The sequence below is a fragment of the Nocardia sp. NPDC052316 genome (genome assembly GCF_044547795.1).
Taxonomy (GTDB): domain Bacteria; phylum Actinomycetota; class Actinomycetes; order Mycobacteriales; family Mycobacteriaceae; genus Nocardia.
On record NZ_JBIUBB010000003.1, the window covers coordinates 149295 to 173776 of the forward strand.

The window sequence follows — 24482 nt, forward strand, 5'->3', positions numbered from 1 at the left end:
CTCCTCAGTAGGTGCTTGTGCGGTCGTAGTAGGGGCCGAGGCTGCCGATCAGGAACGGGAACCGCTCGGTGACGTCGACGGCGACGAAGTATTTCTCGGTGAACGAGGTGCGCCGGTCGGTGTAGGAGAAGATGCAGTCCACGATGGACCGGCCGCCGCCCAGCGACGAGGGCCGGACATCGACGCCGGTCAGCGAGAAGTTCGCCTCGAATTGTGTTGCAGTGCGCCGGTATATCTCCGAGTAGCGCATCGCGAGATAGTTCAGGGCGCGGTGTTCGTCGGTCGCGCCCGCGTTGTCGGCGACGTGCAGGATGCGGTCGAGCACCAGCTCGGCGGCGGCCGTGAACTGATCGTCGCTGACACCTTCGGAGCGCGGGAGGGCGCCCATCAGCTCGGCCCGGTCGAAGGAGTAGAGCTGATCGAAGTGCACCACGGGGACCACCAGGCCGTTGCACATCGAAGGTGCGGCCAAGGGGCCACGGGTGCCGATGACCACGTCGAGGTCGCCGGGGCTCGGCCGAGGGCGCAGCGCCTCGATCAAGCGATCCAGGTCGCCGGGGTCGCGCGGGAGCACGATGTAGGTCTCCAGCTCGCGGATGGTCAGTACCCAGCACAGGGCCCGCGCCAGATAGCGGTTGTCCGGATCCGACAGGACGGTGGCGAAGGTTTCCCGGTCGGTCTGGCCGTCGGTGACGGCGCGGCCGATCGACTGGGCGAACTCCTTTTCCACGGCGAGCGAGGGGAATCGGGCTTCGATCCGACCGATCGCATAGACGTCGGACAGGCGCAGCGCGGCGGCCTGGCCCGAGCAGGTCGGGCACGGGACCTCATGGGGCGTGTGCGCGGGTTCGACTCGATCGAGATGGGTGTCGGCGGGGCTGTCCAGCTCCGCCGTAGCGGGGGCGGTATCCATGATCTCTCCGGAGCGTGGGGGATTATTCGGGCTCAGCCGCGCGACGTGCGACGCGGTGAGAAGACGATGCGACGATTCAGCGCGGCGGCCCGACGGTTGCACCCGCCGCACGGCTTGACGCCCAATCTGTTTGTGACGTGCTTGATTACGTCGCCGAGCCCGGTTTCTTCGCTGACCACGAAGCCGGGTAGCCGAACGCGCCGCGCCGGTTGTTCCGGTGGCTGCTCGGTGTCCGGTGGTGATTGTTCATCCGGCATGGATCAACTCCTTCATCTGCTGGTAAGCCGCCTCGGCGTCGAGCAGCGGCGGGATGAGTGCGTCGCGCCGCCCGCGGCCGAGCACCGCGGCGCGTATCTCGGCCGCCGAGGCCGTGGGGAACAGCGACCACAGCAACGCGATGGTTCCGGTGACCAGCGGTGCGGCGAAACTGGTTCCGGTGAGCGTGGCCAGTCCGTTGCCCGCCGTGAAGCTGGTCAGCCCGCCCGGCGCGGCCAGGCCGTTGCGGCCGATGGACGGCCCGAGGGTGGATTGCCGCGCCGGGCGCCCGTGCGCGTCCACCGCGATGACGGGGACGACCCAGCGATGCCGGGTGAGCGTCGAGGTGCCGAGGTCGGTGGTGTTTCCGGCGGCGGCGACGACGATGACACCGCGGCGCGCGGCGGTGTCGAGCGCTTGGGCGAGCAGCCGGTTGTCGGCCATCGAGGGTGCGGGTGGACCGGCACTCACGTTCACGACGACCGCGCCGGCCGCCATGCATTCCCGCAGCGCACGGGCGAGGTCGTCGTTGGTGGCCGACGGCGGCCCGGCGAAGGTTCGATCGGAGAAGATCGGCCGTAGATAGACCGTACAGCCGGGACACAGTGCGGGAGCGGGGGAACCACGGCGGCCGGACAGGATTCCCGCCACGAAGGTGGCGTGCGTGCACGCGGTGGCTTGCGGGACCGCGCAACCGCTCGCGTGTCCACGCAGCAGCGCCGCCGCCAGTCCGGAATGTGTGGTGTCCACCGGGCCGTCGATCAGGCCGATCATGATCTTCGGCGAGCCCGTGGTGCGTGCCAGCAAGCCGTCGAGTCGAACCATGTCCAGCGGCGTCATACCGCACCACATCCCCGGAGGCCGGTCGTGTGGACGGTTCCGCCCGCAGGGTGCGGGCGATGTACCTGCCGGTCGACAGATCGACCTCTGGCAAAACGGTAGCACTCGATTTCCGCTGGCCGAACGGGATTTCGGCGACGCGGTATCGATGTGGGGGTGCCGGGGTGAAATCAATACCCCAGGTCCGGTTTGCGCTGGTCCGGCGCTTGCGCCGCGATGAAGCGCGGCCGGTTACGGGTCGAGGCCGGACGCCCCGACCGGGTCACCTAGCCGGCAACCGGGGCGCGCAGCGACCCCGCGATATTCGAACGGACCCGGGCGGCGGTCCGGCGCAGCCGGCCACCTTTGCGTCCGGCCTCGAGTTCCAGCCGCACGCGACCGTTGTGCAGCGCGGTGCGCAAACCTGTTGTCACGCCGGAGATTTCCGGGACGGCGAAGGCGCCGGTCTGGAACTTGCGCTCCGAGGCGGTCTCCGGCGCGTCGTCCGAGGTGGCGATCAGGAAGCGATCCGGGACCGCGAGCTTGTGGATGGTCCGCATGGTCAGCAGGTACTGACGCAGCAGCGAACCGCTGGTGTAGGGCAGGTCGTATTTGTCGCAGAGCGCGCGAACCCGGACGGCGATCTCGGCGTACCGGTTGCTGGGCAGGTCGGGGAAGAGGTGGTGTTCGATTTGGTAACACAGGTTTCCGCTGGCGAAGGCCAGGGTCGGGCCTGCGTCGAAGTTCGCGGTGCCGAGCATCTGGCGCAGGTACCACTCGGATTTGGTCTCGTCCGCCAGCGCGGCGGGCGTGAATTTCTCCGCGCCGTCGGGGAAGTGACCGCAGAAGATCACCACGTATGCCCAGGCATTGCGCACGACATTGGCGGTGACGTTGGCCGTCAGCGCACGGCGCCAGCGCTTTCCGCTCAGTGCGGGGAAGAGCACGTAGTCCTTGAGCGCCTGGCGGGAGATCTTCTTCAGGAAAGCCTTTGTCACGGCGGCCTTTTCGGCCTTCGTCTCGAAGCGGTCCCGGTCGGCGTACAGCCCGTGCAGGCCGATGCCCCACTCGAAAGTGGTGGCCAGCAACAGATTCTGCAGTGGCTGGAAGAGATGGCTCGGTTGCCACGGCTGGTCCCTGGTCACCCGCATCACGCCGAAGCCGATGTCGTCGTCCATGTCCAGCACGTTGGTGTACAGGTGGTGGCGGAAATTGTGCGAGTACTTCCACTGGGTGGACAACCCGACCATGTCCCACTCCCAGCTGGTGGAGTGGATCTCCGGGTCGTTCATCCAATCCCACTGGCCGTGCGAGACGTTGTGCCCGATCTCCATGTTCTCGATGCTCTTGGCCGCGGCCAGCGCCGCCGTGCCGAGCAGCCAGCCCGCCCTGTTCCGGTTCGCCGCGATGAGCAGCCGCGCGACGGTGTCGAGGGCGCGCTGGAACCGGATGGTGCGCCGGATGTAGGCGGCGTCGCGGCCGCCGAGCGATTCGCTGACGTCACGATGGATCGCGTCGAGTTCGGTGCCGAGCGCCTCGATGTCTTCCTTGCTCAGGTGCGCGTACACGGCAATGTCGGTGATAGCCATTGGTCCTCTTCGGATGGAGCGGCTGCGCAGGCGCAGGGAGGCCCGGTCGGGCCGCCGACACGGAAGCGATCGGCGTTGCTCAGCTGAACCGAGCTGGAAGGTCGGCCGATGCGAAAGGCCGACAAGATTCTTGGCTCGACGCTACCACCGCCGCGGATACCGCCAGGTCAACAGCCGACAGACGCCGGAACAACGGGGCATGGCCGCGCGGAATCGCGGCTTCGACGGACACGACAACATTCCAGTGGAGCGGGATCATGCGCGCGCTGCGGCGCGGACAAGGTTGAATAGAGGGGATTGGCTATTCGCGGCCGATCGGAGGAGGCTCGACGGATGAGTCAGGAAAGCGGGCAAGGGTCCGGGCTGTTCAGCCATGACACCATTCCCATTCAGGTGTATACGCCTGCCGAGAGCAGTGACGTACATCATCAGCCGGTATTCAGTAGAGCCGAGGACGGCTCCGGGTCTGCTGTCGGGGAGGTCACGCCGCCGCACGCCTGACGCCGGACATGCCGCGAGCCCCCGCATCTCCTCGGGAGATGCGGGGGCTCGGGCCGTTCACAGGGCAATCGCTCTCCAGTAAGTGAATCATCAATAGCCTGATGCGGTCCGCTGACCAGCGTATTCGCCCATTTTGCCGCTGCTTTTACCCCGCTGCTGTTCAATAAGTGAACGGACGCTAGTTGCCGTTGACGGGAACCTCGGAAAGGGTCAAGCAGCACATGGGAACTCTGGATGGCAAAGTCGCCATTGTCTCCGGCTCCGGCCGCGGCATCGGACGGGAGATCGCGCTGAAGCTCGCGAGCGAGGGGGCAAGGGTCGTGGTGAACGACCTCGACGCCGAGCCGGCCCAGGAGACCGTCGCCGCGGTCGAAGCCGCGGGCGGGCAGGCGGTTTCGTGTGTCGGCAGCGTCACCGAGGAGGGGTTCGCCGAGCGTTTCGTGCAGACCGCCGTCGACGAGTTCGGCGGCTTGGACATCATCGTCAACAACGCCGGCTACACCTGGGATTCAGTGATCCAGAAGATGACCGACGAACAGTGGGACGCCATCCTGGACGTGCACCTGAAGGCGCCGTTCCGGATCCTGCGCGCGGCGCAGCCGGTGATCGCGGCGGCGGTGAAGCAGGCCAAGGCCGCGGGTGAACCGGTGCCGTGCCGCAAGGTGGTGAACATTTCGTCGCTGGCGGGCACCGGCGGCAATGCGGGACAGGCGAATTACTCGTCGGGCAAGGCGGGCATCCTCGGTCTCACCAAGGCGCTGGCCAAGGAGTGGGGCCGCTACAACGTCACGGTGAACGCGGTGGCCTTCGGGCTGATCAAGACCAGGCTCACCGAGGCGCCCGCGGGCACCGGCGGCACGATCGACGTGCAGGGCAAGGAGATCAAGGTCGGCGTGAACCCGAACCTGCTCGCCGCGATGGAGCAGATGGTGCCGCTCGGGCGCGGCGGCACGCCTGCCGAGGCGGCAGGCGCGGTGTACCTGCTGTGCATTCCCGAGTCCGACTACGTCAGCGCGCAGACCCTGGTCTGCGGCGGCGGCTTCAACATCTAGGACCGGCAATGTATTTGACCCAATCCCTGCACCGCAACCTGCAGCAGAGCCCGGATCGTCCGCTGACGATCTATGGCGACCGGGTGCGCACCGTGGCCGAATCGGCCGACCGCATAGCGCGATTCGCGGGTGCGCTGGCCGCGCTCGGGGTCCGGCCCGGCGACCGGGTCGGCATGCTGGCGCTGAACTCCGACCGCTACTACGAGTATCTGTACGCGGTGCCGTGGATCGGGGCGGCGGTCAACCCGGTGAACATCCGCTGGAGCCCGGCGGAGATCGGCTACTCGCTGCGCGAGTCCGACACCAGGGTGCTGTTGGTCGACGACGCCTTCGCCGCCATGATCCCCGCACTCCGGCAACAGTTTCCGGAGTTGGCCACGGTGATCTTCTGCGGCGACGGCGAACCGCCCGCCGACACACTGCACTACGAGACGCTCGTCGCCGAGCACGCGCCCGCCGAGGACACCAGAACCGGCGACGCGAGCCTGGCGGGTGTCTTCTACACCGGCGGCACCACCGGGCATCCCAAAGGGGTGATGCTCAGCCACGACAACATGATCATCTCCGCGCTCGGCAGCACCGCGGGCGGCGAGTTCGTCAGCCGGGGCGGCACCGTGCTGCACGCGGCGCCGATGTTCCACCTCGCCGACATCGCCATGCTGACGGCGGGCAACCTGGTCAACTGCACCCACGTGATCGTGCCGATGTTCACCCCGGCCGGTGTCATGCGGGCGATCAGCGAACACGGCGTCACCAATCTGTTGTTGGTGCCCACCATGATCCAGCTGCTGGTCGACGATCCGGCCGTCGCGGACTTCGACCTCGGCGGCGTCGAGACGGTGACCTACGGTGCCTCGCCGATCTCCGAAGCCGTGCTCGGCCGGGCCCGCAAGGTCTTCCCGACCGCGGGCTTCACCCAGGCCTACGGCATGACCGAACTGGCGCCCGTCGCGACCCTGCTGTCCCCGGCCGACCACGACGATCCGGCGCTGCGGCGTTCGGCGGGTCGCGCCATGCCGCATGTGGAGGTCCGCATCGTCGACCCCGACGACAACGAGGTGCCGCGCGGCGATGTCGGTGAGGTGGTCGTGCGCGGCGACAACGTCATGCTCGGCTACTGGAACCGGCCGCAGGACACCGCCGCCGCTGTGCGCGACGGCTGGATGCACACCGGCGACGGCGGCCGGATGGACGAGCACGGCTATGTGTTCATCGTCGACCGGATCAAGGACATGATCATCACCGGCGGCGAGAACGTGTACTCCGCCGAGGTGGAGAATGCCCTCGCGGCGCACCCCGCGGTCGCCGCCTGCGCGGTGATCGGGGTGCCGGACCCCGAATGGGGCGAGCGCGTGCATGCCGTGGTGGTGCTGCTGCCCGGCGCGCGGGCCACCGACGAGGAATTGCGTGCGCACTGCAAAGCGCTGATCGCCGGGTACAAGACCCCGCGCACGGTGGAGTTCGCCGACGCGTTGCCCATATCGGGCGCCGGTAAGATCCTCAAGCGCGAACTTCGCAAGAAGTATTGGGATCCCAGCGACAGTCAAGTTTCCTGAGGGAGCGACAGCGAATGGTGAACGGGCCGGGCGTGGTCCGTCCGGCCCGCGGCACCCGGCCGGCGAATCGGCGGGCACTGATCGTCGCCGCGGCCGCGGAGCTGTTCTGCCGCAACGGCTACGCGAATGTGGGCATGGGTGAGGTCGCCGAGGCGGTGGCCATCGGACCGTCCGCGCTGTACCGGCATTTCCGCGGCAAGCAGAGCCTGCTGGCCACCGTCGTAGACGAGGCGCTGACCGCATTCGCGGCCGCGGTCGACGCGGCGGCCCGCGAGCCCGCCGACATCGCAGGCACCTTGGCCGCGACCGTGCTGGCCCGCCGTGATGTCGGGGTGCTGTGGCGGCGCGAGGCCAGGCACCTCTCCGACGACGATCGGGCCGCGTTTCGGCGGCAAGCCAAGCGGATCGGGGCGCGGCTCGCCGAGGTCGTCGCCGCGCGCCGCCCCGGCCTGGATCCGGCGGCGGCCGACCTGCTCTCCTGGAGTGCCTTGGCCGTCGCCAATAGTGTGTCGTTCCATGGGCTTTCGCTGCCCGAGCCGGAATTCGGCACGCTGCTCGGCGAGCTCGTCGGCGCGGTGCTCGCCGCGCCGGTGCCCAGGCTCGGGCAGCGGCAGGATCGGCCTACCGTGGCGGCGCCGCTGATCGCGCGGTCTCGGCGGGAAGCGATCCTCGTCGAGGCGAACACGCTCTTCGCCGAACGGGGTTTCGCGAGCGTCAGCGTGGAGGAGATCGGTGCTGCCGTCGGCATTGCCGGGCCCAGCGTCTACAACCACTTCGCCGGGAAAGCGGACATTCTCATGGCGGGCATCGTCCGTGGCGACGAATGGCTCCGCATAGATCTGAATCGTGCTCTCGCGCACGCCGCCGATCCGCGCGACGGACTAGACCGCCTGCTCGCCGGCTACGGCGCCTTCGTCTTCGAAAACCCTTACCTCATGCAGATTCTCGTGTCGGAGGCCAGATACCTGCCCGCCCCGGATCGCGTACGCGCGAAGGCCGCGCAGCGCGCCTATATCGCCGAGTGGGTGCACCTGCTGCGCAAGGTGCACCCGGACTGGGATCCGATCCCCGCGCGCATCAGAGTTCAGGCCGCGCAGACGCTGCTGAACGACCTCGCACTGACTGCCCATCTGCGCGCGTTCCCCGGCATCGTGCCCGCGGCCGCGGCCATCGGCGCCGAAGTGCTCGCCCTGGCTTGACGCGTCGCACGCCACGACCGTTGGGGCGTGCGAGACATCAAGGGCAATGCGGGATTACGCGGCGGCGGTGGATAACAAGGCCATCGGGCGTACCGCGGTGGCCTCGACACCGCGCGGACGCAGCTCGCAGGTGAAAACAACGGGCTGGCCCGCGGAGAGGGTTTTGAAGCCGGGGGAGTCGATGCTGGAATACTCCACAAAGACCCCGTTCGGATATTCGGGGGATTCGAGGAAGCCGAATCCTTTGGCGGTGTCGAACCACCGGACGGTGCCGTGCACCCAGTTCTCGCCGTCGCTCATCGCGCGACCTCGTAGACGCTCGCGCGCTCGCCGGACCCGGATTGCATCACCTGCTGCCACCAGGAGGCGAGTGGGCTCGGGTCGGGCCACACGACGGCGGGACCCGATCGGGCAGTCTTATGCGTGGATACTTTCTGCGAAGCTCTGAACTTGTCTGAACGAACCACGGTCGGACGATCTCCTCGGAGTCGGTACATTACGCGGGCATCCCCGCGTACGCCGGATGCCCGCTACTGCGTTACTCAAACTGTAAGCACCCGAACGGATATTCGCCCGAATTCCGCTTCCATTCGGTACAACGTCACATTCCGTCTACGAGTCGGACTCGGCCGCCGAAAAACAACCGGCCGAGCCCTGCGCGGGCCCGGCCGGTCGTGCGGTTCGAAGGTCAGGCGGCCCAGGGGCCGATGCCGCCGACCTTCTCGATGCGGATGCGGGTCAGCAGACCCGGCGGCGCGTCGGGCGGGGGAAAGCCGGAGTCGGGGCTGGCCAGCGTCGCGGCCAGCTCCGCGAGGAGTTCGGGGGCCCCGCCCTCGACGATGCGCGCGGTCCCGGTGACCGACAGATACGGGCGCATGATCTCGCCGCGTTCGGGGGACAGGATGGTCACCGCGACGCGGCTGTCCCGGCGGACATTGCGCACCTTCTTGTATTCGCCGAGGTGGGCGGTGACGAGCTCGTCGCCGTCGGGCGTGGATTGCAGGGCCACCCACACCACGCTCACGTGCGGGCTGCCGTCGGGGTTGAGGGTGACCAGCGTGGCGTCGGCCCCCGCTCCGATGAGGGCACGGGCGTCGTCATCGAGTTCCATGTGTTGTTCTACCAACGCTGCTGCCCATTCATTCCCCGCCGCTGCTGCCGTCCGGCGGAGTGCGGTCGAAAGGCGGGTCGGCGCTGTACTACCGTCGCTGGCATGCGGCTTCACGTGGGCTGTGCGATGTGGACGCACGCGGCATGGCAGGAATGGCAACCGTCTTCGGGGGCTCGGCTGGCGGCCTACGCCGACCGGTGCAACGCGGTCGAGGGCAACACCACCTTCTATGCGATACCGGCGCGCCGGACGGTGGCGTCGTGGGCCGAGCAGACCGCGCCCGACTTCCGGTTCGTGGTGAAGCTGCATCGCTCGATCACCCATGAGCGCAGGCTGACCGGGGTCGACGAGGAGATGCGCGCGTTTCTGTCGGCGATCGAACCGCTCGGCCCACGTGCGCACGCCCTGTGGGTGCAGTTGCCCGCCTCGTTCGGTCCGAACGATCTCGGCCCGCTCGCGCTGTTCCTGCGCAGGCTGCCGCAGGCGTACCGCTCGGCGGTCGAGGTCAGGCATCCCGCGTTCTTCGAGAACGAGCAGGCCGCCCGGCAGCTGGAGAGCGTGCTCGCCCGAGTCGGCGCCGAGTGGATACCCTTCGACACCACAACACTTTTCGATGGACTACCGGTCACCGCCGCCGAGCAGGAAGCCTGGTCGAAGAAGCCGAGGGTGCCGCGCCGGACCCGCGCACTCACCGAGTTCCCGATCGTCCGATACCACGGCCGTGACTCGACCGAGCGCACGGTCGAAGGCTGGCGGCCGTGGATCGGCACGGTCGTCGAGTGGCTGCGCGAGGGTCGATCGCCGACCGTCTTCATTCACACCCCGGACAATGCCGCGGCCGTACCGCTCGCGCGCCGCTTCCACGAGGCGGTGCGCGCCGAACTGCCCGAGCTCGCGCCGCTGCCCGAACCGGCACCCACCGACCCGATGACCCTTTTCTGACGCCCGGCTACCGGCTGCCGATGGGCTGCTGCACCAGGCCTGCGAGCAGCGTGCCCGCGCCTTGCAGCCAGATCGGCCAGCTCGCCGGATCCAAGGCCATGGAGCCCTCGTCGTGGACGGCGCAGCCGGACTGCACGGGGACGCCGTCGAAGCGATCCTTCAACCACAGCAATACCCGTGCGATGCTGTCGATCTCCAGCGTGATGTGTTCACTGAAATGGTCACGGGTGTACTGCACCTTGGCCTTCGGGTCGCGGCAGTACTGGTCGACGAGCGCGTTCACCGGGCCGACCGGCGCGATCCAGTCGGGGTTGGAGTTGAAGATGAACATCGGCATCTCGGGTACCGAGTGACCCATCCGGAGCGCGTCGAACACCTTGGTGGGCACGGGGTCGTTCAGCGCGTTCGGTGAATCATAAAGGCCGCCTTCCAAGTTCATGAACGGCAGGATGGCGGCGGAGTACAGGCACAGTGAGTTCTTGACCGGAGCCAAGGCTTTACCGAACGCGTTCATGTGCTGGGCGTTGTACGCCGCCAGCTCGGGATACTCCCGCTCGACGCCGAGCAGCCCGGAAAAGATCAGTCCCGAGCCGAGATTGCCGCTGGCCATCTGGTACATCGCTTTGATGTCGGCGGGAACGCCACCTTCCGAGGCCCCCACGATATCGAGCTCAGGTGCATAAGACGCCGCCAGCTCGGCGGCGTGCCCGGTGGTGATCGCGCCGCCGGAGTAACCGGCCAACCCGACCTTGGTCTGCGGCCCGAGGCCCATCGGCTCGAAGTTCTCCGCCGCCCGGATGCCGTCGAGGGTGATCCTGGCGCCGAGCGGGCCGGCGGCGAAGGCGGAGTTCGGGCCCTCGTGATCCGGCATCGCCACCGCCCAGCCCGCCCCGAGCCCGGTCAGCGGGAGCACGAACTCGAACGGGATGTCGAACTGGCCGGTGATGTTGCCCGGCACCGAAGCTTGTTGCAGCACATACGATGGCGCGCAGTACTGGGCGTTCGAGTCCTGCGGGAATTGGTAGGACAGCAGCGGGCGCGGCACGCCACCGTTGTCGCCGCGCGGCTTCATCAGCGTGGTGACCGCGGCGATCGGTTCATCCCTGGTGTTCGTCGACCGGTAGGACAACTGCCACGCGTCGATGTTGAACGGAATGACCGAGTAGTACGCGATGTGCACCGCGCGTGCCGCGATGATCTCGCCGGGCTGCTTCGCCGCAACGAGATCGGCCGGGGGCGCGTAGAACGCCGGATCGAGTTCCGGCGGGGACGGCGGAATAGGGAACGGAAGCGGCGGTTGGATCGGAACCTGCTGCGCGACAGGATTTTGCTCAGCCGGTGCGGCAATTGCTGGTATTCCGGCAGCAATCTGCACGGTTGTCGCGATGAGGGCGACGAGAACCGCAGTGCGGAATCGCCCGAGTCTTCCGGGGATGACGAGAGTCATTGCGGCTTCTTTCGCTGGTGAGCGGTGTTGATGAGATCCGATGAATGGATCTGTCGGGCGGAGAAAGTATTCCGGCCACGACCGCGCTCCGGTGAACGGCGCGCCGCGCGTAACCCACCAGAATTTCTGTAAGGCTAAGTAACAGCAAATGCTAACGAGCGCGATAGTTCCAGAGGCAAAGTCCTAATTAGTCGACCGCTGATCTATGCACACTGCACAATTCCGCGCTATTTCTGTGCTGAATAGAGGCCTGGACCACCCAAGTCCGGACCGCACGGCGGCCGGCTGTTCACCACCGGGTTTGTGCTCGATGACAACCGCTGGATGTTTCGCGCACAGATCGACACACTGCGCGAGCACTACCGCTGCGTCGCCATCGACTGGCGCGGCCAAGGCGGCACGCAGCCGACTCCGGACGGCTACGACATGGACACGCTGACCGGCGACGCCGTCGGGCTGATGCGCGCGCTGCGGCTCGCGCCGGTGCATTGGGTCGGCATCGGCATGGGCGGTTTCGTCGGCCAGCGGGTCGCCGCCCGGCACGGCGAGCTGCTGCGGTCGCTGACTCTGCTGGATACCAGCGCCGATCCCGAGGACCCGAGCACGATCGGCAGATACACTCGGCTCGCCTGGGCGGTACGCCTTTTCGGCGTCGGCGTGGTGCGCGGCACGCTCGAGCGGCTGCTGTTCGGGCCCGCGTTCCTGGCCGATCCCGCCGCCGCGGCCACCGTCGCCGAGTGGGCCGAACGGCTCGACCGGGTCGACAGCGTGGGCACCAGGAAGGCGATGCTCGGGGTGATCGGTCGCGCGGCGGCCGACCGTGAGGTCACCGCCATCACCGCGCCGACCCTCGTCGCGGTCGGCGGCGACGACGTGGTGGCGCCGATCCAGGCGGCGCGGCGGCTCGCCGAGCTGATTCCCAAAGCGCGGTTCGAGATCATCGAAAATGCCGGGCACTGTTGTGTTCTGGAGCAACCCGCTGTCGTCACCGCGCTGATTCAAGACTTTCTCGCCGATGCCGTCGAGTGACGACGCACTGCTCCTTCCGTCGCACCGAGGCTGTGTAGTTGTGCGAAGTACGGACGGCCTGTGCGGATCCGGTGCCCAACTCAGGCGATCGCGCGATCCGGTTGTGGCGTGAGGATTTTGTCGCCATAAGTTTGGGCACAGCGCAGCGCCAATTCGATATAGGTGGCCCGCTCTTCGATGGAATGCCCCAGCAATTCCTCGGATTGGTTGATGCGGTAGCGCACGGTGTTGGGGTGCACGTTCAATTGCTGAGCAGTGGTCAGCGCATTGCGCCCGCCCGCAAGATAGGCGAGTAGTGTTTCGCGCAACCGGGCGGTGGTCTCGTCGGTGCTCGTCAACGCGCCCAATTCCCTTGTCGCCATGGCACGCATCGCCTCGACACTGCCGTCGCCGGTGGTGAGGCAGACCAACTCGACGTCGCGGTAGCGGATCACCGTTGCGGCGTAGTCGGTTTCGATCGCCACCCGCTGCGCGGCGATGGCCTCGCGATGGCTCTGCCGGAACCCGGCGATGTCCGGGGCCGACGATCCGACGGCGGCGTGCAGACCAGGCTGCCCGGCCGAGGTCAGCGCGGTGAGGTCCGGCACGTTCGCCGTGGCGAGCCACGCCCACATGCCGCGCACCCCGGACGACAGCATCAGCGGTCGCGGCGCGTCGAGCAGGGTGGCGATCTCGTTGCCGAACTTCTCCAGGGTGCGGACCGGGTCCGGCGTGGCCACCGACTCGTCGGTCCACAGCACCAGCGCGGTCTGGTAGCGGCGCAGCGAGTGCCCGAGCTGAGCCTCGGCCTGGTCGATGTCGATCGCGTCGCCGCGCAGCAGCGCGCCCGCGAGCCCGAACCGCCGGGCCAGCGCGCCGCGCTGCCACTGCTCACGCTCGTCGGTGTAGACCGCGACCGACGCCTCCACGCACGTGTCGGTCCACTCCAGCACGCGATCCCAGAACAGCAGCAGCACGGCGCTGCGGAGCTGGTCGTCCTCGATCGCCTTGTTCAGGAAGTCGGTGATGTACTGCCAGAGCATGGCCTGCCCGACCCGATAGGTCCGCATCACCACGTCGATGCCGAACCCGCGCCGGGCGACCGTGCGCGACAGCGCGAGCACCTCCGCGGGCGGATGCACCTCGAACACCTCCCTGCTCACCATGGCCAGGAAACTGCGCCAGTGCGAGCGGGTCGCGGCATGCAACTGCTCGGCGAGTTCGGCGTCGCCGGGCAGTTGCGCGTTGACCTCGTTGATCCGGCCGTCGACCAGATCGACCAGCTGCTGGGTCTGCTCGTCGCTGCGTGCCTGTGCCCCGAACTGGACGAGCCAGTCGAGAGCTTCCTGATCCAAGGCAGTCATAGCGCTCATTCTGCTGCCCGGCGTGTTGGGGCGCGGCGCATTCGTCCTATCGCGTGCGTCGTTGCGGCCGGGGGGTGCGCGGGATGGGTAATCTGAGTAAGCCCCGTTTCGGGCAATCTTTCCGGCAGTCGTTTGGCACATCCGATCAGCAGTGACCCCACACGCGGAGGGCCGTAATGAACGGATCGGCGATCAGCGAACTATCGAGCCTCGAACAAACCTATTGGTCAGTTTGTATTTCGGGCCCGTGGGCATAACCCGCTCATGAAACCGGAGGAAGCCGCGCGCCGCTTGCTGGCGGACATTTTGGCGCGTTATACGTCGGTGGAAGAATTCATCGGCCTACTACGCGTCGACCCGCTCGTCGACACCACGGAACTGCCGCCGATATCGGCTTATCTCTGGACCATTCCGACCTAAGACAGGTTCCCGCAGAACAACTCAGCGATGCCCGATCGATCGTGGTCGGCGCGTCTCGATGTCGTGCGCGAGATCGGTCCACTGGTTGGCGAGCGCGGCGAGCCGGGACCACGCCGCGTGCACGCGTTGCTCGGGCACGTTCTCGGCGGTCATCAGCAGGTGGTCGGCGAGGATCTGAGCGGCGGCCATCCGGTCGATGGTGCTGCCGAGCGACTCGGCCTGCTGGTCTTTCGTGGGCCTCGGCGGGACCTGCTTGGCCACCCAATCATCGATCACAGTGACGACTTCGCCACGGCGGCAGTCGATTTCCACCAGGCGCTCCGGCTGTGCGCGGCGCGTATGGTGCAACTGCGCCAACGCCCGAGCCAGCTGGATGACCAGGTGGTCGCCCGGTCGGTCTCCGGTGTGCAAGCGCAGCGCGGCGGATAGTTCGTGCCAGTCCGGCAGGAGTGGTCGGCGGCCGCCTTCGGATATCGACCGCGGCCTCGGTCCGTCGGCGGTCTGCACGGTCACGTGACGGGATCGGCGCGGCCTGGTGCATGCGCCTGGCAAATGCGACCGGCTTGTGCCTCACTGCGGAGACTCTGCGGCATGGCACACGCGCGAAACGTGGGCAAGGTAGACCTTCCCTAGCGACGGTCGAGGTGCATCCGGCGCCGGCGACCGGCCATATCCTCTGGGTGAGGCCGGTCGTTCTGCGCGTACCCGAGATAAGGGAGCAAAGCGCCCGGCACCGGATGCAGTTACAAGTCTCGTCGGTGACGCGGCGCACCGTAACCCTAATTCAGGTCATTCCTGAGTCGTTTTGGCCTCTTTGGTTATGTTCGGGCAATCTGCCCGTAGGTGGTCAGCGCCGAGCCGGGGTTCACAGGCTGGTCTCGGGGAACACGGTGAAGTGGCGGACCGTGCCGGACAGGTGGGGCAGTTCGGCAGGCGGGGACCAGGTTCGGAAGTCGTCGTGACTGTCGCTGTAGAAGTACCGGGGGTGGTCGGCGTTGTAGTCGTCGAAGAAGATCCGCCAGCCGCCGCCGGGGAGGGGGATGACGCACTGACCCTCTCGCGGCGCACCCCAGCGCGCCCAATCTCCGGTTGCGACAAACGCATACGGGCCGCGCGGGTCGACGGCGACGGCCAGTTCGACGAGCTTGCTGGTCTCGTTCTTGGTGAACGCGAAGTAGCGGCCGTAGTGGTGGACAACTGTGGTGTCGATATAGCCGTAGCCGAAGTGGTCGCAGGTGGGCCGGTCGACGGGGGTCCGGTAGCCGGCGGGCGGGCCGAGCCCGGCCAGCGGCGTGAGTGGACCCCAGGTACTCAGTTCCCGGTCTAAGGCGGTCATCAAGTGCGGCGTGAACCGGCATCCATCGGACAGCGACACGATCACGTTGACGTTGCCCTGCGCGTCGACGAGCCACTCCGGCGCCCAGGTCGACGTGACGGTCGGGTCGCCCACCTCGAAGTCGTACATGTGCGTCCAGTTGACGCGGTCGTCGCTGCGGGCGAAACCGATCGTCCGGCCCTCCCACGCGGTGGTGTAGGTGAGGTAGTAGCCGCCGTCGACGTGGCGGAACAGGCACGGGTCACGCAGCAGGCCGGTCGGTGGACGGTAGGCGGGACCGCGCAGTAACCCGAAGTTCGTCGCGTCGGTGGATTCGTAGACGTACAAGTCGGATTCGCTGGAATGGGTGAACGCGGTCATCGTGTACCGCACCACCGGCCCGGTGGCCGCCGCATGCCGCAGTGCCAGCAGGCTGAGGGGCAGGCCTGCCGCCAGGGCCAGCGCGGATCTGCGACGCATCGTCACCAATGCCACATGCTGGATTATCCAGCGCCTGTTGCCGACCGCTTGCCGACACGCCGTAGGCAGTCGGTCAGCCCACTGGACGGCGATCCCGCAGCTCGGCGCGGTTTCCGCCCGACGAGGCCGCCCTGGTTCTCGGTCCGTACCGAGGCACCGCCTCGGCGGCGGCGCATCTAGGTTGCTCGGCACATCGAATGGCTGTGCCGGAGAACAAGTTACAGACCCAGCCTTGGTGCGCAGCCCAAGACGACGGATCGCCCGGACTGCGATTCTTGGGACGAGCACGAGGAACCGCCCGGCAGATCGCATCCTGGTCGTCGGTCGGGCCGAGCCGTCACGCGCATCAGCTCGTTCGCCGAAACGCCGAGTATCTGGAGTCGGAACCATGTCCGAGCCCGACCGACCGTCCCGGGGAGAGCGACCATCGCCCGCCCTCCCCTCCGCCCACGAACTGCTCGACGCCATGCATGACGTTGTCCCCGAACGGCATCCGGCCGCGCCGATCCTGCGCGCGGCCTGCCTGCTCGCCGCGGTGGACGAGTGGATCCACCGCCATCGCGCCGCGCTCGCGGCCAGTCCACCCAGCGCGCGCCGGGTGAACGGCCCGGGGATCGAACGCGCCGCGCGCACCCTGCGCCGCTACCTGATCGAAGGAATCGCCGACGCGGCCCCCGGTGTCGAGGGCATCGGCAAGGCCGTCGCCGAACTGGCCCGAGCCTGGGTCGACTGGCGTGACGTCAGCGCCGGCGACGACCTGCCCCACCAGGCCGACACCCACCAAGCCTTGCTGGCCGCCTGCGTCGCCTACGACAAGCTCGCGGGGTACGACCGTTACCAGTCATAGCGCTGACCGGTATCCGGGTGGCATCGGTCAGATACCGAGGCCGGCGCGCAGTGTCGGCCACGAATCGTGCAGGGCATCTTGCCAATACGGCCAGGAGTGGGTTCCCGGGGTGTTGTACCTGATGGTCGCGGGGATGCGGTGCAGGCGCAGCCGCGCGTCGAAGAGCACGGTGCACTCGTGGGCGACCTGCTCGATGGCGATGGCGGTCGTCAGGTCGGTGGGGTAGGAGTAGCTCGGGTCGAAGGCGAGGTCGTAGGGGCCGGGGACGCCGCTGCCGGTGGAGAGGTAGATGGGTTTGCCGCGCAGCGCTTCGGCGTGCCGGATCGGGTCGTGGGCGGGCCACTCGGGATTGGCGACGCCGCCCCACATGTTGTCGGCGTTGCCGCCCTTGTCGGCCACGACGGTGCGGACGGTGGCCTGCCCGAGATCGCTGGAGTAGAGGCAGCCGCTGTAGGCGGCCAGGGCGCGGTACAGGGCGGGGTGGCGGAAGGTCAGCGTGGTCGCGGCCTGCGCACCCATCGAGACGCCCGCCATGGCGTTGGTTCCGTTGCCCCGAAGCAGGTTGTCGACCAGCGGTGGAAGTTCGTTGGTCAGAAAGGTTTCCCACCTGTTGTGCCCGAGCCTGCGGTCGTCGGCGAGCCAGTCGGTGTAGAAGGTGCCACCGCCGCCGACGGGCATCACCACGTTGGCATGTTTGTCGGCGAAGAACCGCACGATGTCGGTGCGCATGGTCCACGTGCTCAGCGGCTGTGTCTCGGTCGACCCGTTGCCGTCGAGCAGATACAGGGTGGGGCGGCGTGCCGCCTGGTCGGCGGGGAGCAGCACGTCGAGTTGCACGACGCGCCCCATGGCCGGCGAGCGCACGAACACCTCCTGCCAGCGGTCCGTGCGCTTGACGATGTGGTCGACCACGGCCTGCGCGCTCGCCCGAGGTGGCGCCGCAACCAGGGGTGCCAGCACCGCGAGTGCCGCTGTGATCACCCAGGCGGCACGGCGATAGCGCCGCGTTCGCCTTGAACCAGAACCGCATGATGTCATCGGACCGTCCCTCATTCGTGCTGCCTCGCGGAAAAGCGGCGAAGTAACCGTGCTTCGGGATCGACGGGCTTTGTGTTACCGATGTGCGCGATGCGATTGTGCGCACGGGCGTGTCACTTTTTGCCGAATGCATGGTTGCGTTTTGTGCGGGGCGGCGCGGTCAGTGGATCATTCCATCCGGAATCGCCACGGGATTGCGATCGGCTGGGTAATCTGTTCGAGTCCCGGCACGTTCGGGACAGTTCCGCAGAGTGAGTCGTGGTCGCCCCTGCGGCTCACTATCGCTGTACACAGTCCGATGAGGCTCGGGGTTATCCCCGGGCCTCATCGGTCGTGTATGCGGCAGTAAATCTTGGCGTCGCGAGCCCGTTGCTCGGGCAATTCAGCTGGCGCGGTGGCAATTCGCCGACGAATCCGCCGATCCAGACCAGCCGTGGGTCCGAATATGCGGTAGTGCCGACACGTGTGATCAGGTGTCGGCCGCCTGTATCGCATTCGCTACGACAAAGGGGTTACCTATGTTTCACAAAACCGCGATCGCCGCGGTGACCGGCCTGTTCGCTGTCACGGCGACGCTCGCCGTCGCCGCGGGCACGGCACATGCCGCTCCGCAACAAGATTCGGGTGTATTGCCGAGCGGAACCACCCTGGCGCAGGACTTCGCGGCCATCGCGGGCATAGAAGGGGAGCCGGGGACCGCGGTCGGCCCCGGTGGTGACGGCAACGGCAAGGGCGGCGAAGGAAAAGGCAAGGGAAAGGGCAAGGGAAAAGGTAAGGGTAAGGGCGGCGAGAACGGCGACGGAGCTGCCGCCGTCGATACCGAACTCACCGCGGCACTCAACTCGGCATTGCGGGATTTCCTTCGGCCACCGAATGGCGGTGCGGAGTTGGGGCTCGGCGGCATACCCGTCGACACGTGGCTCGATATGTTCCTCGGTTCGGAGCAGGGTGCCGAAGGGGACACGCCCAAGGCCAAGCCGATCCGGCCGAACTAGTGATCTCCGGGCGTTACTGATCCTGTCATCAAGCAACAGGCAGGTCCGCATCGGCGAGTATGCGAGCGGACCTGCCTGCTGCCGTTCAATGGAGAAACCCGGTCCGATCGATCCTCCGGCGACCGGTGTAGAGCAGGCAGGCGCTTTCGGAGAGCAGCAGGGCCCAAACGAGGTGCCGGCTTGCGGTGAGGCGCTTGGTCTTCGCCTCTGCCGACTCCAGCCGTATGCGACCGCGCGAGGGATCGGCGTTGTCCACCTGCATACCGGTGCCGACCTCGATGGCGGGGTTCTTCGGCTTCGGCGAACTCCGTTGCGGGGGAGCAGGTGTGGGGGCACTACCGGCGGCGGGCGACCGAACATCGGGATCGGGGATGGTGACGAGGACGCTGTCGGGCTGGGCACGACCAGGTTTGGGTTCGGCGGGCACCGGTAGCGCGCGGGCGAGTTCGACGAACCAGTCGGCGATGAATCGAGACGAGGGACGATCGGCGTCGATCGCGGTGACCGCGTACGCGCCGTGGCGGGTCACCGCGTCCTGATATTTGGCCCACACCTCGGTGTCGACGAGTTCGACGTTGTCGCTGACCAGGCGCCCGATGGCATTGAACGCCTGGGTGAGGACCTGACTGAACTGCGGCGCCGCGGAGCGTTTGGGCATCGCGGCGAACATCTTGGCCCCGAGGGTGGCCAGGCCCGCGAGCGGATCGGTGGCGCCGAGCGCCCCGATCTGGCAGACGTCTTCCGGATGCAGCACCACCCCGACGATGCTGGTGAGCGTGTTGAGCGCGATCGTGGCGATGCGCAGCGCGGCCGATTGTCCGGTCGGGTCGTCGATCACCGCGCGAGGGTCGGAGGCTTCGGCGAGTCGTTCGCTCAACGATTTGTCGCGGGACAATACGAGACTGCCCGGGGTGAACCCGTGCAGGTCTTTGTCGACCACGTCGGTCGCGGTTTTGCTGACGGTCGCGGCCAGCGCGTCGGTGATCGAGGACAGCGCGGTCAGTGGATCGTCCAAGGGCAGCAGCGCCTGGCCGGCGATGTTGGTGATCATGTGCAGGATCGGGGCGTTCGCGGGGGAGTCGCAGGCGAGATCGCCGTCGATGCAGAACGACGCGACTCGGCCGGTGAGGGTACCGAAGTCGGGGGCGAGATCGCGCAATGGTCCGATGCCACCACCTACGGCGGGCGCGGGCTGGGCCTGCAGCGCGGCCAGGCCGGTGGACACCGTGCCGGGTGCGGGATCCGGTGCGCGTTTGTCCGCGGCGCCGGGGAACAGCGGCGCGCCGGGGTAGCGGGTCGGGTCGGCGAGCAAGGCAACACCCGCGATCCGGTCGGCGGGCACCGGGGATTCGCCGCGTCCGATTTCCTGGGCGAACAAGGAGGCGATGTGCGCGCCCTGGGAGTACCCGACGAAAGCCAATCGGGTGTCTTGGCATCGGTCTATGACCGATTGCGTCATTGCCCGCAGTTGCTGCAGGCCGCCGGTGACCGATTGCGAGTAGGGAACTTGGCCACCGGGCACCGCACCACCGAAGCCTGCCTCGTAGGGGACGTAGGCGCGATCGACCCGTTCCGGCTCCGCCGCCAGCATCGGCCGGAAGATCGACGACAGCATGCCGTGGTCGGCGGAGGGGTTCGCGTCCGGCGTGGACTCGCCCGTGCCGGGTACACCGATGGCGTACAGGGCTGGGCAGCGCGGTGATTGGCCGGGCGCCGGCTGGGCCGCGACGGTGCCGACTCCGGTATGCATGGCGAAGGCCGCACCTGCGACGACTGTCCCTAGTCTCCGAATACCTGTTCTGGAGAACAGCATTCGACGCACTATCTCCACCTTCACATTGCTCTGCTCGGCCTGCGGCCGGTAGTGGTCACGAAGGTCTGCGGCGTTCGCCGGTCCGGGGTGGGCTTCGCCGCCACCCCGGACCGTGTCGAATCAGCCGCCGAGAAGTGCGGTGACGACGCTGGTGAGTCCCGAGGTGAGGGCGGTAACGATGGCGGTGAGGAGCGGTGCGAGCATGTTCTCCCTTTCGTTTCATGTGTTTTCAAGCCACCCGGTCAGTCTTCGTGCGGTCTATCCGACGCCGAGTCTGAAATGTCGGGGCCCCGCTACGAGAACTCCAGGTGGCGCGAACAACCCGGTTGGGCGTCCAACGCTGACCATGCCGGGAACCGTCAGTGGCAGGCGTCGATAGTGTCTTCGTTACCCGAGTACGTTCGGATGGAAGAATTTTCGACAGGCTGTTTTGAACAGGCTCTGACCTGCGGTAATGGCGGACGCCCTGGGGATTGGCCGGAGTCGGCCGCCGCGCGCAGGTATTTTGTCCTTCTGGGGACAGGTGCGCTAGCCTTCTTCGGCGATCCAGCTCGTGCTCTCGTTCGGCAAATGTCATCGATCCGTCAATGGCGTATCACAGGAGCAGTCATGTTGAGTGGTCTCTTCGGTCTAGTGAACAGCGTGCTCGCGGTAACGGAGAACCTCGTCGGGATTCTCACCTTCGGCATCTTGGGCTAGCGGCAGGCGCGCATTTCCCTTGGCCCGGAACGAATTCGGGCAATGCGGAGATGCGCGTCCACTGCGCATGCTGTGTGGCTCCTACCGCATTCGCCGGGACGTACCGGCGCACCAGGAACGATCGAGGAGGTTCGCTGTGACGCGTTTGTCGAAGGAATTAGCGGCTTTTGCCGTGCTTGCGATTGTAATCTACTGTGCGGCAACGGATTCGTTGGCTTTCTGGGACCAGGACAGCACAGGCCGGGGCTGGTTCGGGGTGTCCGGCGAAGGTGCGCCGCAGCTCGGTGGCGGCGGGTTCCGTTGGTAGGCAAGGTGATCCCGTTGCTGCCCGGTGGCGCCCACGGGGCCGCCGTGCTGGAGGTCGACGACACCCGTGCGCTGCTCGCCCAAGCGCGAGCCCGAGCGACCAGCGCCGCGGGCCGCGCCAGTGCCGCGAGTAGGCGTGCGGTGAACCGGGACAAGGCCGTCGACCACGTCGCGCGCGCACACGGCGCCGCGCGTGCCGTGGCGGCCGCGGACACCACCCGCGACGCCGCATGGCACGCCTATGTCGCCGCCAACCATGCGATCAAGGCCACCTTTTACGCGGTCGCCAGCGCCGACGCTGCGGTCACCGTGGGCGACGCGGCCGCCGCCGCGCTCGCCGCCGCGAAGGCCGCTGCCTTCGCCCCCGACGACGTCACGGTCGCCGACGCGGCAGCGGCGGCGGAGGAGGCCGCCGCCGGTGCGAGCAACGGGGCCTACGGTGCCCCGACTGCCGTGGTGATCGCCAGGATCGACCATCGCGTGTCCCCGAACTGACGCGCGTCGGCTGCGGAGTCTTCGTCAGTAGCAACTGACTGGCTCCGCTGCCGAACGTGGTTCTTGCCCGTGTTCCGGCTTTGCACGCGCCGAGAGGACCGAGGTTGCCGAGGATTCAGCAATTTATCGGTTAAGTTCACGGTTTATGCGCACATGGACACGGCGTGCCGCGGTAGCACTCGCGGGCTCGATGGCCGCGCTGCTGGTTCCCGGCGTGAGCGTTGCTCAGCCGGAGCCGACGGCGGGGGTGGCCGCGCTCGGGCCCGACTTCCTCTGGGGCGTCGCGGCGTCCGGCTTCCAGTCGGAGGGGCAGGCTCCCGCGTCCGGCCGGGTTTCGCCCGACAACAATGCGCCCGACAGCAATTGGGTGCGCTACATCGAGCATCGTCGGGAATTCGACAAGTATCAGAGTTCGATCGACTTCTACCACCGGTACGCCGCCGATATCGACCTGGCGAAGTCGCTCGGGGTGAAGGTGTTCCGGATCGGGATAGAGTGGGCGCGGCTGCAACCGACGAGCCGACTGGAGTGGGACGCCGACGGATTCCGCTTCTACGACGCGGTGATCGCGAAGATCATCAAGTCGGGCATGCGACCGATGCTCACCCTCGATCACTGGGTGTACCCCGGTTGGGCCTACGACGGCGCCTTCGATGGCAAGCCGTCCGAGAACACCGGATGGGACCACCCGCAAATGGTGGACGCCTGGCTGGCCAACATGCGCAAGGTGGTCGACCGGTATGCCCCGCGAAATCCGTTGTGGGTCACCATCAACGAGCCGGTCGCCTACATCATGCACGAGGTGCGCAACAACGCCACCAATCAGGGGCGGATGGAAGATCTGGTAGCCGAAGCGCACAACAAGATCTATGACTACATCCACAAGGTGCGCCCCGACGCGCAGGTGACCAGCAATATCGGCTATGTCGCCGGTATCGATGATCAGGTCAATGGTGGGTTGTTCGCCAAGATCGCCGATCACCTCGACTACATCGGCGTGGACTACTACTTCGCCTTCGAACCGCCCGCGTCGACGCCGCCCGCGACCGTCCGGTCCATCGCGGCCATCGGCTCACCCGGTATGTGGAACCTGCCGATCCGGACCGAGGGCATCTACTACGCGGTGAAACGCTATGCCGAGCAAGCCCGCAAGTTCGGCAAACCCGATATGCCGATCTATGTGGTGGAGAACGGCATGCCCACCGAGGATGCCAACTCCGACGACAGCAATACGCCGGGAACGGGCAACTACAACCGCAGCGACCACCTGCGCGACACCGTCTACTGGCTGCAACGCGCCAAGGCCGACGGCGTGAACCTCATCGGCTACAACTACTGGAGCATCACCGACAACTACGAATGGGGCAGCTACCGCCCGCGATTCGGCCTCTACACCGTGGACGTGCTCGGCGACCCCAGCCTGCGGCGCCGCCCGACCAAGGCCGTCGCCACCTACACCGAGACCATCGCCGCGGGCGGCGTAGCGCCCGACTATCGGCCTACCCGTCCGCCGTCCGGCTGCGATGTCGTCGACCCCACCCCCGGCTGCGTCGATGTGGCGGCTCCGTAGCCGCGCAGACCGGGATTGCCGACTTCAGGGTTACTGAAAACAAAACGGGATGCCCGTCGAGGGCATCCCGTTTGCACGATGAACGATGGAGCTACTCCACGACTTCGACTATGTCGCCGGGCTCCAGATGGTTGAAGGTTGCCTCGGCCGCATCGGGGTTCATCCGAATGCAGCCGTGCGACATCGAATCGAGCGGCCCGATGTGCGTGGCGATATCGCCGTCGAAGAATACGGCGTATTCCATCGGAGCATTGTGCATCGTGCTCCAGAAATCACGCCGCTTGAAGTCGACATCGAAGACCCCGACATGCGACTCGTATCCCGGCCTGCCGATCTCGATCGGCTTCGGGCCGTAGACGGTCCTGCCGTCCTCCATCAGCCACACTTCCTTGGTCGACAACCGCATGCACGCGCGCACCTTCGCCGCGGTGCACGGTGCGTAGACCGGCGCGGGTGGCGGCGGCTGAATGATGGCCGGGATACCCGGTATATCGGGGCCGCCGGGCCATAACGGCTCGGCCTGCGCGGTTCCCGTCACGGCGAATCCGGCTGACGCGACTCCGACCAGTACCGCGAATCCAGCCGCCCGATCTCGAAAACGCCTGCTGCTCGTCAAATTTCCGACCTCTCTTCGCCTTACCGCCACGCTTTGTGCCGAATGCCAGGGTGATGGGAATGCCTCGTCGCAACGCTCAGAAATCCGAGGTGCTGCGATCATCGCGGACGGTGCGCGTGTGGTCAATCGCGG

The 24482-nt window shown here is 67.2% G+C and carries 24 protein-coding genes; 11 read left to right on the forward strand and 13 right to left on the reverse strand.

Annotation, left to right across the window (positions count from 1 at the left end):
- Nucleotides 1-4: 4 nt before the first annotated feature.
- From ACIHA7_RS13460 to ACIHA7_RS13475, 4 genes are all read right to left on the reverse strand, one after another.
- Complete coding sequence (locus tag ACIHA7_RS13460; RefSeq protein WP_397289039.1) at nucleotides 5-913, reverse strand: hypothetical protein; 909 nt, start codon at nucleotides 911-913, stop codon at nucleotides 5-7.
- Nucleotides 914-945: 32 nt separating this feature from the next.
- Nucleotides 946-1170, reverse strand: coding sequence for a hypothetical protein (locus ACIHA7_RS13465; protein ID WP_397289041.1), 225 nt, complete (start codon nucleotides 1168-1170; stop codon nucleotides 946-948).
- On the reverse strand, nucleotides 1160-2008 hold the full coding sequence (locus tag ACIHA7_RS13470) for a S8 family serine peptidase (protein ID WP_397289043.1): 849 nt from the start codon (nucleotides 2006-2008) through the stop codon (nucleotides 1160-1162). The genes ACIHA7_RS13465 and ACIHA7_RS13470 overlap by 11 nt, the downstream gene beginning before the upstream one ends.
- A gap of 266 nt (nucleotides 2009-2274) precedes the next feature.
- Nucleotides 2275-3576, reverse strand: coding sequence for a fatty acid desaturase family protein (locus tag ACIHA7_RS13475; protein WP_397289045.1), 1302 nt, complete (start codon nucleotides 3574-3576; stop codon nucleotides 2275-2277).
- A gap of 333 nt (nucleotides 3577-3909) precedes the next feature.
- Here ACIHA7_RS13475 and ACIHA7_RS13480 point away from each other — a divergent pair, with 333 nt between their 5' ends.
- The 4 genes from ACIHA7_RS13480 to ACIHA7_RS13495 all read left to right on the forward strand — a co-directional run bounded on the left by ACIHA7_RS13480 (nucleotide 3910) and on the right by ACIHA7_RS13495 (nucleotide 7884).
- On the forward strand, nucleotides 3910-4077 hold the full coding sequence (locus ACIHA7_RS13480; protein WP_186818300.1) for a hypothetical protein: 168 nt from the start codon (nucleotides 3910-3912) through the stop codon (nucleotides 4075-4077).
- A 221-nt stretch (nucleotides 4078-4298) separates the two neighbouring features.
- Nucleotides 4299-5129, forward strand: a complete 831-nt coding sequence (locus ACIHA7_RS13485; RefSeq protein ID WP_397289048.1) for an SDR family NAD(P)-dependent oxidoreductase — start codon at nucleotides 4299-4301, stop codon at nucleotides 5127-5129.
- Nucleotides 5130-5137: 8 nt separating this feature from the next.
- Nucleotides 5138-6685, forward strand: coding sequence for a long-chain-fatty-acid--CoA ligase (locus ACIHA7_RS13490; protein ID WP_397289050.1), 1548 nt, complete (start codon nucleotides 5138-5140; stop codon nucleotides 6683-6685).
- Nucleotides 6686-6699: 14 nt separating this feature from the next.
- The gene (locus ACIHA7_RS13495) at nucleotides 6700-7884 is read left to right on the forward strand and encodes a TetR/AcrR family transcriptional regulator (protein ID WP_397289052.1); all 1185 of its coding nucleotides are present in this window, start codon (nucleotides 6700-6702) and stop codon (nucleotides 7882-7884) included.
- A 54-nt stretch (nucleotides 7885-7938) separates the two neighbouring features.
- On the opposite strand, the gene ACIHA7_RS13500 is transcribed toward ACIHA7_RS13495, so the two are convergent.
- Together ACIHA7_RS13500 and ACIHA7_RS13505 are read right to left on the reverse strand one after the other, a co-directional pair.
- Complete coding sequence (locus tag ACIHA7_RS13500) at nucleotides 7939-8184, reverse strand: cold shock domain-containing protein (RefSeq protein WP_107654583.1); 246 nt, start codon at nucleotides 8182-8184, stop codon at nucleotides 7939-7941.
- 388 nt (nucleotides 8185-8572) lie between these two features.
- Nucleotides 8573-8995 (reverse strand): PPOX class F420-dependent oxidoreductase, encoded by a 423-nt coding sequence (locus tag ACIHA7_RS13505; protein ID WP_397289055.1) that lies wholly within the window; start codon nucleotides 8993-8995, stop codon nucleotides 8573-8575.
- A 102-nt stretch (nucleotides 8996-9097) separates the two neighbouring features.
- On the opposite strand from ACIHA7_RS13505, the gene ACIHA7_RS13510 reads away from it, so the two are divergent.
- Nucleotides 9098-9937: a DUF72 domain-containing protein gene (locus ACIHA7_RS13510; protein ID WP_397289057.1), complete on the forward strand. Its 840-nt coding sequence runs from the start codon at nucleotides 9098-9100 to the stop codon at nucleotides 9935-9937.
- 7 nt (nucleotides 9938-9944) lie between these two features.
- On the opposite strand, the gene ACIHA7_RS13515 is transcribed toward ACIHA7_RS13510, so the two are convergent.
- Nucleotides 9945-11384 (reverse strand): lipase family protein, encoded by a 1440-nt coding sequence (locus tag ACIHA7_RS13515; RefSeq protein WP_397289059.1) that lies wholly within the window; start codon nucleotides 11382-11384, stop codon nucleotides 9945-9947.
- 324 nt (nucleotides 11385-11708) lie between these two features.
- Between ACIHA7_RS13515 and ACIHA7_RS13520 the strand changes: the two genes are divergently transcribed.
- The gene (locus ACIHA7_RS13520) at nucleotides 11709-12413 is read left to right on the forward strand and encodes an alpha/beta fold hydrolase (protein WP_397289061.1); all 705 of its coding nucleotides are present in this window, start codon (nucleotides 11709-11711) and stop codon (nucleotides 12411-12413) included.
- Nucleotides 12414-12493: 80 nt separating this feature from the next.
- Here the strand turns inward: ACIHA7_RS13520 and ACIHA7_RS13525 are convergent, their stop codons facing one another.
- On the reverse strand, nucleotides 12494-13756 hold the full coding sequence (locus tag ACIHA7_RS13525; RefSeq protein WP_397289063.1) for a PucR family transcriptional regulator: 1263 nt from the start codon (nucleotides 13754-13756) through the stop codon (nucleotides 12494-12496).
- A 264-nt stretch (nucleotides 13757-14020) separates the two neighbouring features.
- On the opposite strand from ACIHA7_RS13525, the gene ACIHA7_RS13530 reads away from it, so the two are divergent.
- On the forward strand, nucleotides 14021-14176 hold the full coding sequence (locus ACIHA7_RS13530) for a hypothetical protein (RefSeq protein ID WP_397289065.1): 156 nt from the start codon (nucleotides 14021-14023) through the stop codon (nucleotides 14174-14176).
- A 21-nt stretch (nucleotides 14177-14197) separates the two neighbouring features.
- Here ACIHA7_RS13530 and ACIHA7_RS13535 read toward each other — a convergent pair whose 3' ends face one another.
- Both ACIHA7_RS13535 and ACIHA7_RS13540 read right to left on the reverse strand, forming a co-directional pair.
- Complete coding sequence (locus ACIHA7_RS13535; RefSeq protein WP_397289068.1) at nucleotides 14198-14689, reverse strand: DUF4254 domain-containing protein; 492 nt, start codon at nucleotides 14687-14689, stop codon at nucleotides 14198-14200.
- 352 nt (nucleotides 14690-15041) lie between these two features.
- Entirely contained in the window at nucleotides 15042-15986 is a 945-nt protein-coding gene (locus ACIHA7_RS13540; RefSeq protein WP_397289070.1) for a glycoside hydrolase, read from the reverse strand.
- A 373-nt stretch (nucleotides 15987-16359) separates the two neighbouring features.
- Here ACIHA7_RS13540 and ACIHA7_RS13545 point away from each other — a divergent pair, with 373 nt between their 5' ends.
- Nucleotides 16360-16818: a hypothetical protein gene (locus tag ACIHA7_RS13545; protein WP_397289072.1), complete on the forward strand. Its 459-nt coding sequence runs from the start codon at nucleotides 16360-16362 to the stop codon at nucleotides 16816-16818.
- A gap of 27 nt (nucleotides 16819-16845) precedes the next feature.
- Here ACIHA7_RS13545 and ACIHA7_RS13550 read toward each other — a convergent pair whose 3' ends face one another.
- Nucleotides 16846-17799: an alpha/beta hydrolase gene (locus tag ACIHA7_RS13550; RefSeq protein ID WP_397289074.1), complete on the reverse strand. Its 954-nt coding sequence runs from the start codon at nucleotides 17797-17799 to the stop codon at nucleotides 16846-16848.
- A gap of 575 nt (nucleotides 17800-18374) precedes the next feature.
- Here ACIHA7_RS13550 and ACIHA7_RS13555 point away from each other — a divergent pair.
- The gene (locus ACIHA7_RS13555; protein WP_397289076.1) at nucleotides 18375-18851 is read left to right on the forward strand and encodes a hypothetical protein; all 477 of its coding nucleotides are present in this window, start codon (nucleotides 18375-18377) and stop codon (nucleotides 18849-18851) included.
- A gap of 85 nt (nucleotides 18852-18936) precedes the next feature.
- On the opposite strand, the gene ACIHA7_RS13560 is transcribed toward ACIHA7_RS13555, so the two are convergent.
- The gene (locus ACIHA7_RS13560; protein ID WP_397289078.1) at nucleotides 18937-20601 is read right to left on the reverse strand and encodes a cutinase family protein; all 1665 of its coding nucleotides are present in this window, start codon (nucleotides 20599-20601) and stop codon (nucleotides 18937-18939) included.
- A gap of 1062 nt (nucleotides 20602-21663) precedes the next feature.
- Between ACIHA7_RS13560 and ACIHA7_RS13565 the strand changes: the two genes are divergently transcribed.
- Together ACIHA7_RS13565 and ACIHA7_RS13570 are read left to right on the forward strand one after the other, a co-directional pair.
- Entirely contained in the window at nucleotides 21664-22164 is a 501-nt protein-coding gene (locus ACIHA7_RS13565) for a hypothetical protein (RefSeq protein WP_397289080.1), read from the forward strand.
- 145 nt (nucleotides 22165-22309) lie between these two features.
- Nucleotides 22310-23734: a family 1 glycosylhydrolase gene (locus ACIHA7_RS13570; protein ID WP_397289082.1), complete on the forward strand. Its 1425-nt coding sequence runs from the start codon at nucleotides 22310-22312 to the stop codon at nucleotides 23732-23734.
- A 91-nt stretch (nucleotides 23735-23825) separates the two neighbouring features.
- On the opposite strand, the gene ACIHA7_RS13575 is transcribed toward ACIHA7_RS13570, so the two are convergent.
- Complete coding sequence (locus ACIHA7_RS13575; RefSeq protein ID WP_397289084.1) at nucleotides 23826-24272, reverse strand: L,D-transpeptidase; 447 nt, start codon at nucleotides 24270-24272, stop codon at nucleotides 23826-23828.
- Between the last annotated feature and the right edge of the window lie 210 nt (nucleotides 24273-24482).